Genomic DNA, 13,780 nt, shown 5'->3' with positions numbered 1-13,780 from the left:
ATCAAGCGTGATCAGCAGTTCGGCACGTTGACGGCCAGACCGCCAAGCGAGGTTTCCTTGTATTTCTCGCTCATATCCGCGCCGGTCTGGCGCATAGTCTCGATACAGGCATCCAGCGGCACAAGATGCGTGCCATCGCCGCGCAAGGCCAGAGAGGCCGCCGAGACCGCCTTGATCGCGCCCAGACCGTTGCGCTCGATGCAGGGCACCTGCACAAGCCCGCGTACCGGATCGCAGGTCATGCCAAGGTGGTGCTCAAGCGCGATTTCCGCCGCGTTCTCGATCTGCTCCGGGGTGCCGCCCAGCACGGCGCAAAGCCCCGCCGCACCCATCGCCGCAGCCGAGCCGACCTCGGCCTGACATCCCGCCTCGGCGCCGGAAATAGAGGCGTTGAACTTGACCAGCCCGCCGATGGCGGCGGCGGTCAGAAGGAAAACCTCGATCTGCGCCTCATGCGCGCCCGGCACATGCTCAAGCCAGTATTTGATCACTGCGGGCACCACACCGGCCGCGCCATTGGTCGGCGCGGTCACCACCTGCCCGCCGGCGGCGTTTTCCTCGTTCACGGCCATCGCATAGGCGCTCATCCAGTCGTTGATCTTATGGGGCGCATTGAGGTTGGTGCCGCGCTCGGAGATCAGCGCATCGCGAATGCCCTTGGCACGGCGCTTGACGTTGAGGCCGCCAGGCAGGATGCCGTCGGCATTGAGGCCACGCTCGATGCAACCATCCATCACCTGCCAGATCCGTGCCACGCCCGAGCGCAGGTTTTCCGGCCCGCCGCGCGCGATCTCATTGGCCTTTTTCATCTGCGCGATGGTCTTGCCGCTGGTCTCGGCCATCTCAAGCATCTCGGCGGCGGATTTGAACGGATAGGGCACCGGGTCGCCCTCATCGGTGTTCTTGCCGGCGGCAAGCTCGGCCTCGGTCATTACGAAACCGCCGCCGATGGAATAATAGGTTTCCTGAAGGATCACATCGTCCTGCGCATCGGTTGCCATCAGGATCATGCCATTGGCATGGCCCGGAAGGTTCGGCCCGAAATCAAAGGTCAGGTCATCCTTGGGGTGAAACTTTAGCTCGGGCAAGCCCGGTGGCGTCACGGTTTCGGTCTCGCGAATCTGCTCAAGCGTGGCCTCGGCCTTGTCGTGGTCATAGGTGTCGGGCAAAAACCCGGCCAGCCCCAGAATGGTGGCGCGATCACTGGCATGGCCGACACCGGTAAAGGCCAGCGAGCCGTGCAGAGAGCCGCGCAAGCCGCCATAATGAAACGGCGCGGCGCGCATCTTGTCAAGAAAGCGCGCGGCGGCCACCATCGGCCCCATCGTATGCGACGAGGACGGGCCGATGCCCACTTTGAACATGTCGAAAACCGAAAGAAACATCAGGTGGCACTACCTTCTGGTGGTGTGGCATATATCGGGGCCGAAAAGGGCGCATCGCCCAGACCTTCGGCCCTTATCGCAGTAATAACACAGCCACGACTCTCAAGTCGCGTCACCATAGCGTGCAGGCGCGACCATTTCTCGATCGAAAACCAATCCGCCCCGCCATTCGGCGCAGGGTAAAGCACCATCCAGCGCAGCAGCGGCCCCAGATAGAGATCAAACAGTGACACCTCGGGCGCGCAAAACCACGGCGGCGCAGCGGCCGCCAGCCCCTCAAGCGTATCGAGATGGCGGGCAATTTCGGACTGCATATGGCGGCGCAGGATCGCCTGCGCGCTTTGGTCATCACCAATATATTGCGCCGGATAAAACGTCATCCGCAATGCCGGGTGCAGGGTATTGGCCATGAAGAACAGCCATTTCAGGAAATCACCTCGCTCTGGGCTATTGACCATCGGGGCAAGCCGACCGTGCCGATCCGCCAGCCAGAGCAGAATCGCGCCGGTCTCGAACAGCGCCCCTTCGGGGGTTTCCAGCACCGGAATCAACCCGTTCGGATTGAGCGCCAGATAGGCGGGCGATTTATGTGCCGCATCGGCGCGATCCACCAGAACGCAGGTATAGGGTGCGCCCAACTCTTCAAGCGCCAGCCGAATGATCAGCGAGGCATTGTCGGGCGCGTAGTGCAGGCGATAGGTCTCTGTCATGGCAAGCCTCTGACGCGCATCCGGGGGCCAAGGCGCGGATGAGTATTTGCAGAAAGATGAAAGATCAGCGGCGTCTAACCCTTATCGCCGACATTTTCGGCAAAGGCGGTCTTGAAGGCGGCCTGTTTGGCGGGGCTTGCCTCGGTCTGATGCTGGGCTTTCCAGTCGTCAAAGGGCATGCCGTAGTAGATTTCGCGTGCCTCATCCTTGGTCATGTCGATACCGCGCTCATTGGCGGCCTCCTGATACCAGCGCGACAGGCAGTTGCGGCAAAAGCCGGCCAGATTCATCATGTCGATATTCTGCACATCGGTGCGCTTTTCCATCAGATGATGGCGCAGGGTGCGAAAGGCTGCGGCCTCAAGTTCGGTCCGGGTTTGGTCATCCATGGCGTGTCTCCCTATTCTGAGGTCAAGATGTGATGGCAAAGGGCGCGGCGCAAGGGGCGCGGATTGCTCAAAGCCCGGTCTCGGCCAGACTTTCTTGCAGGATCGGCGCCAGCCGGGCCGCCCAGTCGGCCTGTTGTGCGGGTGTCTCGATCAGATCGTTGCGCAGCTCGATCAGAACATTCAGCCGCTCATGGGCAATCGCATGGCGCGCGATCGCATCGCCCGGCAAGTGACCACCGTAGGGCTCGTTCTCACCAACGCAAAGATCAGGCTCAGACCTGAGCCGGGCCAGCAAAGGCCGGGCCAGCCGCTCATCCGCCGCGTAAAGCAGACCGATATGCCAAGGCCGGGGCGGGCCTGATTTCAGCCGTGGGGTAAAGCTGTGCACCGACAAGATCACCGTATCCGTGCGCCGCGCCGCCAGTTCGGAGAGGGCGGTATGGTAGGGCCGGTGGCAGCGGTTCAGCCGCTCTTGCAGCGCCTCTGGTCCGGCGTGGCGGTTGCCGGGAATGATCGTGCCGTCGTAAAGCTTCATCAACAGGGTCGGGTCATCCTCGCCCCGGTTGGGATCTATCACCAGGCGCGAAAAGTTGGACAGGATCGCAGGCCCGTCCAGCGCTACCGCCAGCGCCCGCGCCACCCCCGCCGCGCCCACATCATAGGCGATATGTCGGTTCATATCCTCATCCATGAGCCCCAGCGAGCCGCCATTCACAAACGGCGGCACGGTATTGGTGGCGTGATCGCAGGTCACAAGCCAGCGGCCCGGGCGCGTGGCCCCTTCTATGTCATACGGCTGATACATCATCGGGTTGGTTTTTCCTTTGAACTTCCTCTAGGACAGTTGCGACAGGATGTGAATTGCGCAATAAGGCGATCACGGGCGTTGTTAGCGATAACACATGTTCCCGCGCCGCGAAGATGAGAGGACAGAGACATGAGACGCCACCGCAACGTCAAGATCGTAGCCACCCTCGGCCCCGCATCGTCAGATTACAAGACGATCCGCGCCCTGCACGAGGCCGGCGCTGACGTGTTTCGCCTCAACATGAGCCATGGCGCCCATGATGAGATCGCCGAACGCCATCGCATCATCCGCCAGATCGAGCAAGAGCTTGACAGCCCGATTGCCATTCTCGCCGACCTTCAGGGGCCGAAATTGCGGGTCGGGGTCTTTGCCAATGGCGAGGAAGACCTCGAAGAGGGCGCGGCGTTCCGGCTTGATCTCGACAAGGCCGAGGGCAGCGCGACCCGTGTCTGCCTGCCGCATCCCGAGATTTTCGCAGCCCTTGAACCGGGCGCAAACCTTTTGGTCAACGATGGCAAAATTCGCCTGCAAGTGACCGATTGCGGCAAGGATTTTGCCAATTGCATCGTGGTGGCCGGCGGCACCATCGCGAATCGCAAGGGTGTCAATGTTCCCGATGTGGTGTTGCCGCTGGCGGCACTGTCGGACAAGGACCGCGCAGACTTGGAATTTGTCTGCGAACTTGGCGTCGACTGGCTTGCGCTCAGTTTCGTGCAGCGCCCCGAGGATGTGAACGAGGCCCGCACCCTGACAAAGGGCCGCACGGCGATCATGTCGAAGATCGAGAAACCCGCCGCGGTGAAATGCTTTGACGATATCCTCGCCGTCAGCGACGGGATCATGGTGGCGCGCGGCGATCTTGGGGTCGAACTTCCGGTGCAGAACGTGCCGCCGATCCAGAAACGGCTTGTGCGGCGCTGTCGCGCAGTGGCCAAGCCGGTGATCGTGGCGACGCAAATGCTCGAATCGATGATCGAATCGCCGATGCCCACCCGCGCCGAAGTCTCGGACGTGGCCACCGCGATCTACGAAGGCTCTGACGCGATCATGCTTTCGGCGGAATCGGCGGCGGGCGATTTCCCGGTCGAGGCCGTCAGCACCATGAACAACGTCGCCATCGAGGTGGAAAGCGATCCGACCTATCGCGAGGTGATTGAGGCAAGCCGACGCGCCAACCGTCAGACCGTTGCCGACGCGATCGTTGCCGCCGCCCGTGAAATTGCGGAAACGACCGATATCAAGGCGATTTGCTGTTACACCCAATCTGGCACCACCGCGCTTTTGACCGCGCGCGAACGCCCGCGCGTGCCGATCATCGCCCTGACGAACCTGCGCGATACCGCCCGCCGACTCGCGCTGACCTGGGGGGTGAACTGTGTGATGACCGGCGAATTGACCCGGTTCAAGCTTGCGGTCATCAATGCCGCGCGCGCCGCATGTGCGCAGGGCTACACCGAGGAAAGCGATCAGATCGTAGTGATTGCGGGCGTGCCCTTCAACGTGCCGGGGTCTACCAACATTCTTCGTGTCGCCCCCTGTCAGGAAAGTTTGATTTACGCGACCGATCCGGGCTAAACTCGTTTAGTTTTGCCTTTATCGGTTTAGCGGAGTTGATTTATGGATCCTGATCTAGCCATGGCGATTGGCGTTGTGCTCGGCGTGTTTACCATCCCGTCGATCATGTCGGCCATCTCGGACGGGCGCGCGCCGCGCGTCGCGGCCTTTACCATGATTGCCGCCGGTGTTCTTATCCTCTGGGCACTGTCCAACAAACCCGGCGGATATAGCTTTAGCGAGTTGCCAAACGTTCTTGTCCGGGTGATCGCGCGCTATCTGACCTGAAGCGGATCAAACCGCGCCAAGACCCCTTGCGATTTCACCACGGGGCGCGTATACGGCGCCTCTCAATGCGCGACCGGCCGAAAGTGGCATGCCGAGTCGCGCCTATACCGTCCGATTTAAGAGGAGCCGGAAATGCCCAAGATGAAGACCAAATCGAGCTGTAAAAAGCGGTTCAAAGTAACGGCCAGCGGCCGTGTTGTTGCCGGTCAGGCAGGCAAGCGCCATGGCATGATCAAACGCAGCAACAAATTCCTTCGTAACGCTCGCGGTACGACCACGCTGTCAAAGGCTGATGAAGGTATCATCAAGCCAATGATGCCCTACGCGCGCTAAGGAGGATATGATCAATGTCACGCGTTAAAAGTGGGGTAGTTACCCACGCCCGTCACAAGAAAGTCATCAAGGCCGCCAAAGGCTATTATGGCCGCCGCAAGAACACCTTCAAGGTGGCCGCACAGGCCGTCGACAAGGCCAACCAATACGCCACACGCGACCGCAAGAACCGCAAGCGTAATTTCCGCGCCCTGTGGATCCAACGGATCAACGCCGCCGTGCGCAGCCACGACGAGGCGCTGACATATTCGCGTTTCATCAACGGCCTGACCCTGGCCGGTGTCGAAGTGGACCGTAAGGTTCTGGCCGATCTGGCCGTCCACGAACCCGCCGCCTTTGGCGCGATCGTGGCACAGGCGCAGACCGCACTGGCAAAATAAGCCAGTCGCCTGCGAGGGACGAAACGAGACGCCGCTGACCCATTGGTCGGCGGCGTTTTCTTTTGGCGCCCTGTACCAGCGTGGGTTTCACCCACCCTACGCCCCCCTTTGCGGAATCGTATCCCTGGCGCGCATCGGCCCTTGACCGCAAGCGTGCAACCCCATATTTCACCGGCTCAGATGCGGGTATGGTGAAAAGGTATCACGAAAGCTTCCCAAGCTTCAGTTACGGGTTCGATTCCCGTTACCCGCTCCAGACGTTCCCTCCCCCAAGAGATCGAAGTGTGACTGCCGCCTAGAGGTTCAGGCTTGATCGAAAAGCGCCCCTTCTGTAAGAACATATTGAGAACAAAATCGTCCCTCAACTCTGGCGTTGATCCGGGCGGGCAAACAGGGTTCTATGGGCAAAAATGGGGCGGGCGAGATGCTGACATCAGTGGAACTTTGTGCCGGCGCCGGCGGTCAGGCGCTTGGGCTTGAAAAGGCGGGATTCGCGCATACCGCCCTGGTCGAGATCGACAAACATTGCTGCAATACCCTACGCCACAATCGCCCCGAATGGAACGTGCTTGAAGAGGATATGCGCCTGTTCAAGGAACGCGCGGGCGATTACAAGGGGATGGACCTCTTGGCCGGCGGCCTGCCCTGCCCGCCGTTCTCGGTGGCAGGCAAGCAACTTGGCGAAAAGGACGAGCGCAACCTGTTCAATGACGCGCTCGACATTATCGACGCCGCCCGCCCGCGTGCGGTGATGATCGAAAACGTGCGCGGTTTTCTCGATGCGGTGTTTCACGATTACCGCGAGCGGCTCAAGACTCAGCTCGACAAGCTTGGCTACAAGACCGACTGGCGGCTGTTGAACGCGTCGGATTTCGGCGTGCCGCAACTGCGCCCGCGCGTGGTGATCGTGGCGGTGCAAAAGCAACGCGCCGATCTGTTCAACTGGCCCGAGCCGAACCCGCACAACCCGCCGACCGTTGGTGAGACCCTGCGCGATCTGATGGCGGCGCGCGGCTGGCGCGGGGCCGAAGATTGGGCCGCGAAGGCCGATGAGATCGCCCCGACCATCGTGGGCGGGTCGAAAAAGCACGGCGGCCCCGATCTTGGCCCGACCCGCGCACGCGCCGCCTGGGCCACCTTGGGCGTTGAGGGGCGCACCCTTGCCCCGGAGGCGCCGGATCCGTTTCACAACGGCATGCCACGCCTGACCGTGCCGATGGTGGCCCGGATACAGGGTTTTCCCGATGACTGGCACTTTACCGGCGCGAAAACCAACGCCTATCGTCAGGTCGGCAACGCCTTTCCGCCCCCCGTGGCGCAGGCGGTCTCAAACCAGATTGCCAAGGCCCTGCGCAAGCGCGTGTTGCGCACGCTTAGCGCCTGAACTTTTCAAATCACCCGCCACGTGACAGGGGTCGCGCACAGAGCGGTTTGTCGGGGCGGCGCAGTTGAAAAAGACCATTCCAGACAGCAGTGTCGTGGCCGGGCATCCGGATCACCCGCTGCTTGCGGCCATCGCCGATGAGATTACCAGACGCGCGGGCGGGCATGCGACACTGGCCGCCAGCTTCCCGGCGATGCTTCGACAGTGTATTGACGATGTGATCATGACGCCCAAGACCGGGCGGCGGTCTTATGACGAGCTTGAAAAGACGGAAAAGACCTATATCGGCACCCGGGTCGAGATCGAGTTGCGCGCGCTTCTGAGCTTGCCCAAGGGGCGGCTTGATACGCGTATTCTGGGCCATGATGTCGATATCAAGAACACCATGGGCAGCAATTGGATGATCCCGACCGAGGCGGTTGATCATCCTTGTATCCTTGTCGCCGCCGATGAGGGGCGCGCGCGCTGTTATCTTGGCCTGATCAACGCGCGGCCGGAGTATCTGACCCTTGGTCAGAACAAGGATGCCAAGAAAAGCGTTTCTGCTCAGGGCTTTGCCAATATTCTCTGGCTGCTCAGGGATCATCCCTATCCGGCGAATTTCTGGCGCACCGTGACGCCCGAGGCGGTCGAACGGATCTTTGCCGGGACATCGGGCAACAGGCGCATGGCGACGCTGTTTCGCGAGGTGCAACAGGTGGCCATCACCCGCGATGTGGTCGAGGCCGTGGCCCGGCAACATGACTTCATGCGCCGCATTCGCTCGGACAATGGCCGGGGCACGCGCGATCTTTTGGCGCGCGAGGGGATCTTGCTTTTATCGGGTCATTTCGATGCGCCGCTGATCCGCGCGCTTGGCCTGCCGCCCTGTTCGCCAAGCGAGTTTGTGTCCTACCGATTGGAGCACGTAAAAGAATTTGCGTTAGCTAGGCAGCATGGGTTTGACCTAATGGAATGAACCGCCTTCCCGTTAAATCGAAGCTATTGTTGCGAGCAATAGGTGGAAAGATAAGTATTCCGATGGACATCGAAGTTTTGAACAAGACCGTTTGCAGCCTTGCAGGACCTGGCGCGACCAGTGCGGACGTGTTCCGCAAACGCCTTCATCGGCACCGCCTGCCAGGCTTGCCCCGCTGACTGAACAAGCGGCGCTTGTGACGCTCTGACGACATTGATAGACGCTCAAGTGAGGTAGAGGGCAGTGTGTTGCGGCATCTCAAGGTAGCTCCAATGGCGCGACAAATCCGATTGGGATCAAGAAGTTAAAGTGATGAGATTTTCATGCTAGTTCAAATTCTAGAGATTACGATACCCATTTTCCTGATTGTTTCCATTGGGTTTTTCTACAGTAAAGCTGTCAAACCAGATTTTTCTGATGCAAACCGGTTGACCATAGATATCGCGCTTCCGATTTTGATTTTTACGTCACTTTCAAGTCGGGATTTCGATCCCGCGGGGGCACTTCTTTTTACTGCCGCCGCCACATTGCATATTTTGCTTAGCGGGTTAATCGCACTGCCCTTTGCTCGCGCTTCGAGCACTGAATGGCGCGCTTTTTTGCCTTGCGTAATGTTCACCAATGTCGGTCCTGTTGGGATTCCCTTGATCGTTCTAGCCTTTGGCCCTCAGGGATTGCCCATTGCCGTCGTATTGTTAGTCTTATCGAATATTCTTCATTTCACCTTGGGTGCGGGTTTGATGAGCGGGCGCATCGAATGGCGCACATTGTTTGCGAACCCTCTGGTTTGGGCAACCGTATTGGGGGTTTCATTCGCTCAATTTGATTTGCAACTGCCCGTCTGGTTGGACACACCTTTGTTGATGATCGGCAATATACTTGTCCCAATGATGCTATTGTCACTGGGTGCGCGATTGTCCACAAGTCAGGTAAAAGACGCAGGGGTCGGGGTGAAGGGCGCAATTCTGACAACAGGTTTGCGACTGATTGCTTGCTACAGTATTTTGTTTGTCATCCCGCTGGATGGGGTCGAACGTGGTGCATTCATCCTCTACGCTTGCATGCCCTCTGCGGTGTTCAACTATATGCTAGCTGACAAGTACCAGACCGAACCGAACAAAGTGGCTTCGATGGTCGTTATGGGGCATTTTGCCAGCATCGCGGTTTTGCCGCTCGGAATATGGCTCGCACTGCAATAAAATTCGAGTTCTTATTGACTCAAACCAGCTTGAGGATTGCGCAATTCGTCCAGGATCGCCGTGGCGGCGGCCTCGGGGTTGTCTGCGGCCCAGATCGGGCGGCCGACGACGATGTGATCGGCGCCATCAGCAATCGCCTCTGCCGGGGTGGCGACGCGCTTTTGATCGCCAAGCGCCGCGCCAACGGGGCGCACGCCCGGCGTCACGATCAACTTGCCCGCCGCAGTCGGCAGCGCCCGGATCATCGCCGCCTCTTGCGGGCTGGCGATCACGCCATCGGCCCCGGCCTCGAACGCGCGCCCGGCGCGCTCGGCCACCAGATCGGGGATATCCCCCGCCCGGATCAGCCCGGCATCAAGATCGGCCCGGTCGAGCGAGGTCAGAATCGTCACCGCCAGAATCTTGAGCGGCTTGCCCGAAGCCCCCTCTTTGGCGGCACGTACAACGTGCGGATCGCCATGCACGGTCAGAAAATCAAGGTCGTATTGCGCCAACCCACGCACCGCTGCCTCGATCGTCGCGCCGATATCGAAAAGCTTCATATCAAGGAAAATGCGCTTGCCGTGCTCGCGCTTCAACTCATCCGCAAGCGCAAGCCCGCCGCCGGTCAGCATCCCAAGACCGATCTTGTAGAATGAGACCGCATCGCCAAGTTGTTCGGCCAGTTGAAGCCCGGCAAGCGCATTGGGCACATCGAGGGCAACGATCAGGCGGTCATCGGACATTTGCGGCGCTCCGGGCATGGGGACAGGCGATAAAACTCTGCCCTTGTCGCGGCGCCATCGCGCGGCGTCAAGCCCCCTCGACCGCCCCGTCAAGCGCATCCCTGGCCACGGTGATCGACGTTTTGCCGGTGCGGTACTCGGGCAGCCGCGTCAATTGCCGGATCGCATCGGCAAGCAAGGCTTCGGCAAGCGCCATCGCGTCAACCCCCTCTTCGGTCGTGACGCTGGTCTTGAGGCTGATCTGGCCAGCCTCGTTTTCGAGCAAGACGACGGCGCTGTGACGGCGATTGACCACCTCGCTTTTCAGATCGTGCAGCCTGACCTTTGTAATATCCATCCACGCACCCGTAATACTTTCCACTGACGGGCACAGGTTTAGAGCAAAACCAACTGCCGACGACGGTGAAACTGCGCGCAACTCTCCCATCGGCAGGGCCGCGCCTGATCTGGCGCTCAATCGGCGGTTGTTTGCCTAAAATCTCAGGCTGCGATGTTGCGCAACATACGCTGCACCTGCAACATGGTGCTGGCCCGTGCCGCAGAGGCCGCGTTTCCTGCCGCAAGGCGAAGCCGCAGACCCGCCCGCTTACCACGGTGTGCGGCCTCGGCATCGGCCACCAGCCCGCGCATCACCCATCCATAATCGGCATGAAGCGGCGCACAGATCTGCGCCGGATAGCTGAACCAATCATCGCCCTGCCGGATACGCACCTGCGCCTCAAAGGCGCCACGCTCGGGGTTATATCTGATTTCGTCCATTGTTAGTTTCCGGATTTCCATTGCCTGCATCCTTGTGCTCCGGGCCATCTGCCCTGTGGATAACTTTTATTAAGATTGGGATTCCAGGCCCTTGCGCCAAGGGGAGGTCACAAAAATGTGCCCGTTTGATGTATATCATCGCGTGGCGCGCGCAAATCCGTGAGCCTTGGGCTTGAACCGATGGGGCGCAAAACCCATCTCGATCATGAGGTTCCCGAACGCGTATGCCTAATGTTGGGTGCGCAACCGGGATAACGCTTGCAACAAAAGGAGAAGCCCCATGGACTTCAACAAGTTCACGGAACGGTCACGTGGTTTTATTCAGGCCGCACAGACGATTGCGATGCGCGAAAGCCATCAGAAACTAGCCCCCGAACATATCCTGAAGGCCTTGATGGACGACCCCGAGGGACTTGCCAGCAACCTGATCCGCCGGGCCGGTGGCGCGCCCGAGCGCGTGGTGCAGGCGCTTGATCTGGCGATCGGGAAAATCCCGCAGGTGTCGGGCGATACGGGCCAGACCTATATGGATCAACAAACCGGCAAGGTTCTGGCCGAGGCTGAAAAGCTGGCCGAAAAGGCCGGTGACAGCTTTGTGCCGGTGGAACGCATCCTGACCGCGCTTGCGCTGGTCAAATCCCCCGCCAAGGACGCGCTTGAGGCCGGCGCCGTATCGGCGCAGAAACTCAACGAGGCGATCAACGATATCCGCAAGGGCCGCACCGCCGATAGCGCGAGCGCCGAGGATACCTATGAGGCGCTTGAGAAATACGCGCGCGACCTCACTAAGGCCGCCGAAGAGGGCAAGATCGACCCGATCATTGGCCGCGATGATGAAATCCGCCGCGCCATGCAGGTTTTGAGCCGCCGCACCAAGAACAACCCGGTCCTTATCGGTGAGCCGGGCGTGGGTAAAACCGCGATTGCCGAGGGCCTCGCGCTGCGCATTATCAATGGCGACGTGCCCGAAAGCCTGCGCAACAAAAAGCTGTTGTCGCTCGACATGGGCGCGCTTATCGCGGGCGCGAAATATCGCGGCGAGTTTGAAGAGCGGCTTAAGGCCGTCCTTAACGAGGTGACATCGGCCGCCGGTGAAATCATCCTGTTCATCGACGAAATGCACACCCTGATCGGGGCCGGCAAGGGCGATGGCGCGATGGATGCTGCCAACCTGATCAAACCGGCACTTGCGCGCGGCGAATTGCATTGCATCGGCGCAACCACGCTTGATGAATACCGCAAGCACGTTGAAAAAGACGCAGCCCTTGCCCGCCGGTTCCAACCGCTTGTGGTTGAGGAACCAACAGTCGAGGACACGATTTCGATCCTGCGCGGCATCAAGGAAAAATACGAGGTGCACCACGGTGTTCGGATCTCGGATTCGGCGCTGGTAACGGCTGCGACGCTGAGCCATCGCTATATCACCGACCGGTTTTTGCCCGACAAGGCGATCGACCTTATGGACGAGGCCGCAAGCCGTCTGCGCATGGAAGTGGATAGCAAACCCGAGGAACTCGACACGCTTGACCGCGATATCCTGCAAAAGCAGATCGAGGCAGAGGCACTCAAGAAGGAAGACGACGCGGCAAGCAAGGATCGGCTCGAAAAGCTGGAAAAAGAGCTGGCCGAGTTGCAGGAACGGTCTTCCGAGATGACCGCGCAATGGCAGGCAGAACGTGACGTGCTTGCCGGGGCGCGCGACCTCAAGGAACAGCTTGATCGTGCCCGCAACGAGCTTGACCATGCCAAACGCGAAGGCAATTTGGCCAAGGCCGGCGAGCTGTCCTATGGCGTCATTCCGGGGCTTGAGAAAAAGCTGGCCGAGGCCGAAAAGGCCGAGGACAAAGGCGTCATGGTCGAAGAGGCCGTGCGCCCCGAGCAGATCGCGCAGGTGGTGGAACGCTGGACCGGCATCCCGACCTCGAAGATGCTTGAGGGTGACCGCGAAAAACTGCTTGGGATGGAAGAGAACCTGCACAAGCGGGTGATCGGCCAGAACCTTGCGGTCAAGGCCGTGGCCAATGCCGTGCGCCGGGCGCGCGCGGGTCTTAACGACGAGAACCGCCCGCTCGGGTCGTTCCTCTTCCTTGGGCCAACCGGCGTGGGGAAAACCGAGTTGACCAAGGCGGTGGCCGAATATCTCTTTGACGATGACAACGCCATGGTGCGGATCGACATGTCGGAATTCATGGAGAAACACTCGGTCTCGCGTCTGATCGGTGCGCCTCCGGGCTATGTCGGCTATGACGAAGGCGGGGTCCTGACCGAGGCCGTGCGCCGCCGCCCCTATCAGGTGATCCTGTTTGACGAGGTCGAAAAGGCCCATGCGGATGTGTTCAACGTGCTGCTCCAGGTGCTTGACGATGGCGTTTTGACCGATGGTCAGGGGCATCGCGTGGACTTCAAGCAAACGCTGATCATCTTGACCTCGAACCTTGGGGCGCAGGCACTTAGCCAACTGCCCGAAGGCGCTGATGCAAGCGACGCCAAGCGCGACGTGATGGATGCGGTGCGGGCGCATTTCCGGCCTGAATTCCTCAACCGTCTGGATGAGACGATCATCTTTGACCGCCTCAGCCGGGGCGACATGGGGGCGATTGTCGATATTCAGCTTGGTCTTTTGATGAAACGTCTGGCTGGGCGCAAGATCACGCTGGATGTGGATGCCGACGCCCGCAAATGGCTGGCCGATGAGGGCTATGATCCGGTGTTTGGCGCGCGCCCCCTGAAACGGGTGATCCAGCGCGCCCTACAGGATCCTCTGGCAGAGTCGCTTTTGGCCGGGGATATTCTGGATGGCAGCACCGTGCCGGTCTCTGCCGGCGCGGAGGGGCTAATCATCGGGGATCGTGTCGGCACAACCCGGCAGGAACCACCACAGGATGCCGTGGTTCATTAACCTCAAAAC

15 protein-coding genes and 1 tRNA gene are annotated in these 13,780 nt (G+C 60.2%); 9 read left to right on the top strand and 7 right to left on the bottom strand.

What is annotated here, in order from left to right:
• Positions 1-11: 11 nt before the first annotated feature.
• The 4 genes from BMZ91_RS11335 to BMZ91_RS11320 form a co-directional block, all read right to left on the bottom strand.
• Positions 12-1,385 carry an L-serine ammonia-lyase gene (locus BMZ91_RS11335; protein WP_092838654.1) on the bottom strand — a complete coding sequence of 458 codons (1,374 nt, stop codon included), beginning with the start codon at positions 1,383-1,385 and terminating at the stop codon, positions 12-14.
• The gene (locus tag BMZ91_RS11330; RefSeq protein ID WP_092838651.1) at positions 1,385-2,095 is read right to left on the bottom strand and encodes a glutathione S-transferase family protein; all 711 of its coding nucleotides are present in this window, start codon (positions 2,093-2,095) and stop codon (positions 1,385-1,387) included. The genes BMZ91_RS11335 and BMZ91_RS11330 overlap by 1 nt, the downstream gene beginning before the upstream one ends.
• A 74-nt stretch (positions 2,096-2,169) precedes the next feature.
• The gene (locus BMZ91_RS11325) at positions 2,170-2,484 is read right to left on the bottom strand and encodes a DUF1244 domain-containing protein (protein ID WP_092838648.1); all 315 of its coding nucleotides are present in this window, start codon (positions 2,482-2,484) and stop codon (positions 2,170-2,172) included.
• A 67-nt stretch (positions 2,485-2,551) separates the two neighbouring features.
• Positions 2,552-3,292: an N-formylglutamate amidohydrolase gene (locus tag BMZ91_RS11320; protein ID WP_092838645.1), complete on the bottom strand. Its 741-nt coding sequence runs from the start codon at positions 3,290-3,292 to the stop codon at positions 2,552-2,554.
• Between the two features lie 129 nt (positions 3,293-3,421).
• Here BMZ91_RS11320 and pyk point away from each other — a divergent pair, with 129 nt between their 5' ends.
• The 8 genes from pyk (at position 3,422) to BMZ91_RS11280 (ending at position 9,388) form a co-directional block, all read left to right on the top strand.
• A complete protein-coding gene (gene pyk / locus BMZ91_RS11315) occupies positions 3,422-4,867 on the top strand; it encodes a pyruvate kinase (RefSeq protein ID WP_092838642.1) in 1,446 nt (481 codons plus the stop codon).
• Positions 4,868-4,909: 42 nt separating this feature from the next.
• Positions 4,910-5,134: a hypothetical protein gene (locus BMZ91_RS11310; RefSeq protein WP_092838639.1), complete on the top strand. Its 225-nt coding sequence runs from the start codon at positions 4,910-4,912 to the stop codon at positions 5,132-5,134.
• 132 nt (positions 5,135-5,266) lie between these two features.
• Positions 5,267-5,467, top strand: a complete 201-nt coding sequence (rpmI, locus tag BMZ91_RS11305) for a 50S ribosomal protein L35 (protein ID WP_073196644.1) — start codon at positions 5,267-5,269, stop codon at positions 5,465-5,467.
• 14 nt (positions 5,468-5,481) lie between these two features.
• On the top strand, positions 5,482-5,847 hold the full coding sequence (gene rplT, locus BMZ91_RS11300; protein ID WP_092838635.1) for a 50S ribosomal protein L20: 366 nt from the start codon (positions 5,482-5,484) through the stop codon (positions 5,845-5,847).
• Between the two features lie 182 nt (positions 5,848-6,029).
• A tRNA-Gly gene (locus tag BMZ91_RS11295) sits at positions 6,030-6,103 on the top strand.
• A gap of 144 nt (positions 6,104-6,247) precedes the next feature.
• On the top strand, positions 6,248-7,231 hold the full coding sequence (locus BMZ91_RS11290; RefSeq protein WP_245736327.1) for a DNA cytosine methyltransferase: 984 nt from the start codon (positions 6,248-6,250) through the stop codon (positions 7,229-7,231).
• A 64-nt stretch (positions 7,232-7,295) separates the two neighbouring features.
• Positions 7,296-8,189, top strand: coding sequence for a NaeI family type II restriction endonuclease (locus BMZ91_RS11285; protein ID WP_092838632.1), 894 nt, complete (start codon positions 7,296-7,298; stop codon positions 8,187-8,189).
• Positions 8,190-8,512: 323 nt separating this feature from the next.
• Positions 8,513-9,388: an AEC family transporter gene (locus BMZ91_RS11280; RefSeq protein ID WP_092838629.1), complete on the top strand. Its 876-nt coding sequence runs from the start codon at positions 8,513-8,515 to the stop codon at positions 9,386-9,388.
• 11 nt (positions 9,389-9,399) lie between these two features.
• Here BMZ91_RS11280 and pyrF read toward each other — a convergent pair whose 3' ends face one another.
• The 3 genes from pyrF to BMZ91_RS11265 all read right to left on the bottom strand — a co-directional run bounded on the left by pyrF (position 9,400) and on the right by BMZ91_RS11265 (position 10,872).
• On the bottom strand, positions 9,400-10,113 hold the full coding sequence (gene pyrF / locus BMZ91_RS11275) for an orotidine-5'-phosphate decarboxylase (protein ID WP_177193851.1): 714 nt from the start codon (positions 10,111-10,113) through the stop codon (positions 9,400-9,402).
• 67 nt (positions 10,114-10,180) lie between these two features.
• Positions 10,181-10,450, bottom strand: coding sequence for a hypothetical protein (locus BMZ91_RS11270; protein WP_092838622.1), 270 nt, complete (start codon positions 10,448-10,450; stop codon positions 10,181-10,183).
• A 143-nt stretch (positions 10,451-10,593) separates the two neighbouring features.
• Positions 10,594-10,872, bottom strand: a complete 279-nt coding sequence (locus BMZ91_RS11265) for a hypothetical protein (protein WP_092838619.1) — start codon at positions 10,870-10,872, stop codon at positions 10,594-10,596.
• A gap of 280 nt (positions 10,873-11,152) precedes the next feature.
• Between BMZ91_RS11265 and clpB the strand changes: the two genes are divergently transcribed.
• A complete protein-coding gene (clpB, locus tag BMZ91_RS11260; protein ID WP_092838616.1) occupies positions 11,153-13,771 on the top strand; it encodes an ATP-dependent chaperone ClpB in 2,619 nt (872 codons plus the stop codon).
• Positions 13,772-13,780 lie beyond the last annotated feature (9 nt).

Origin of the sequence: Roseovarius lutimaris (genome assembly GCF_900115165.1) — a bacterium.
In the GTDB taxonomy this organism is placed as follows: domain Bacteria; phylum Pseudomonadota; class Alphaproteobacteria; order Rhodobacterales; family Rhodobacteraceae; genus Roseovarius; species Roseovarius lutimaris.
This window is presented reverse-complemented; position numbering and strand designations above follow the sequence as displayed.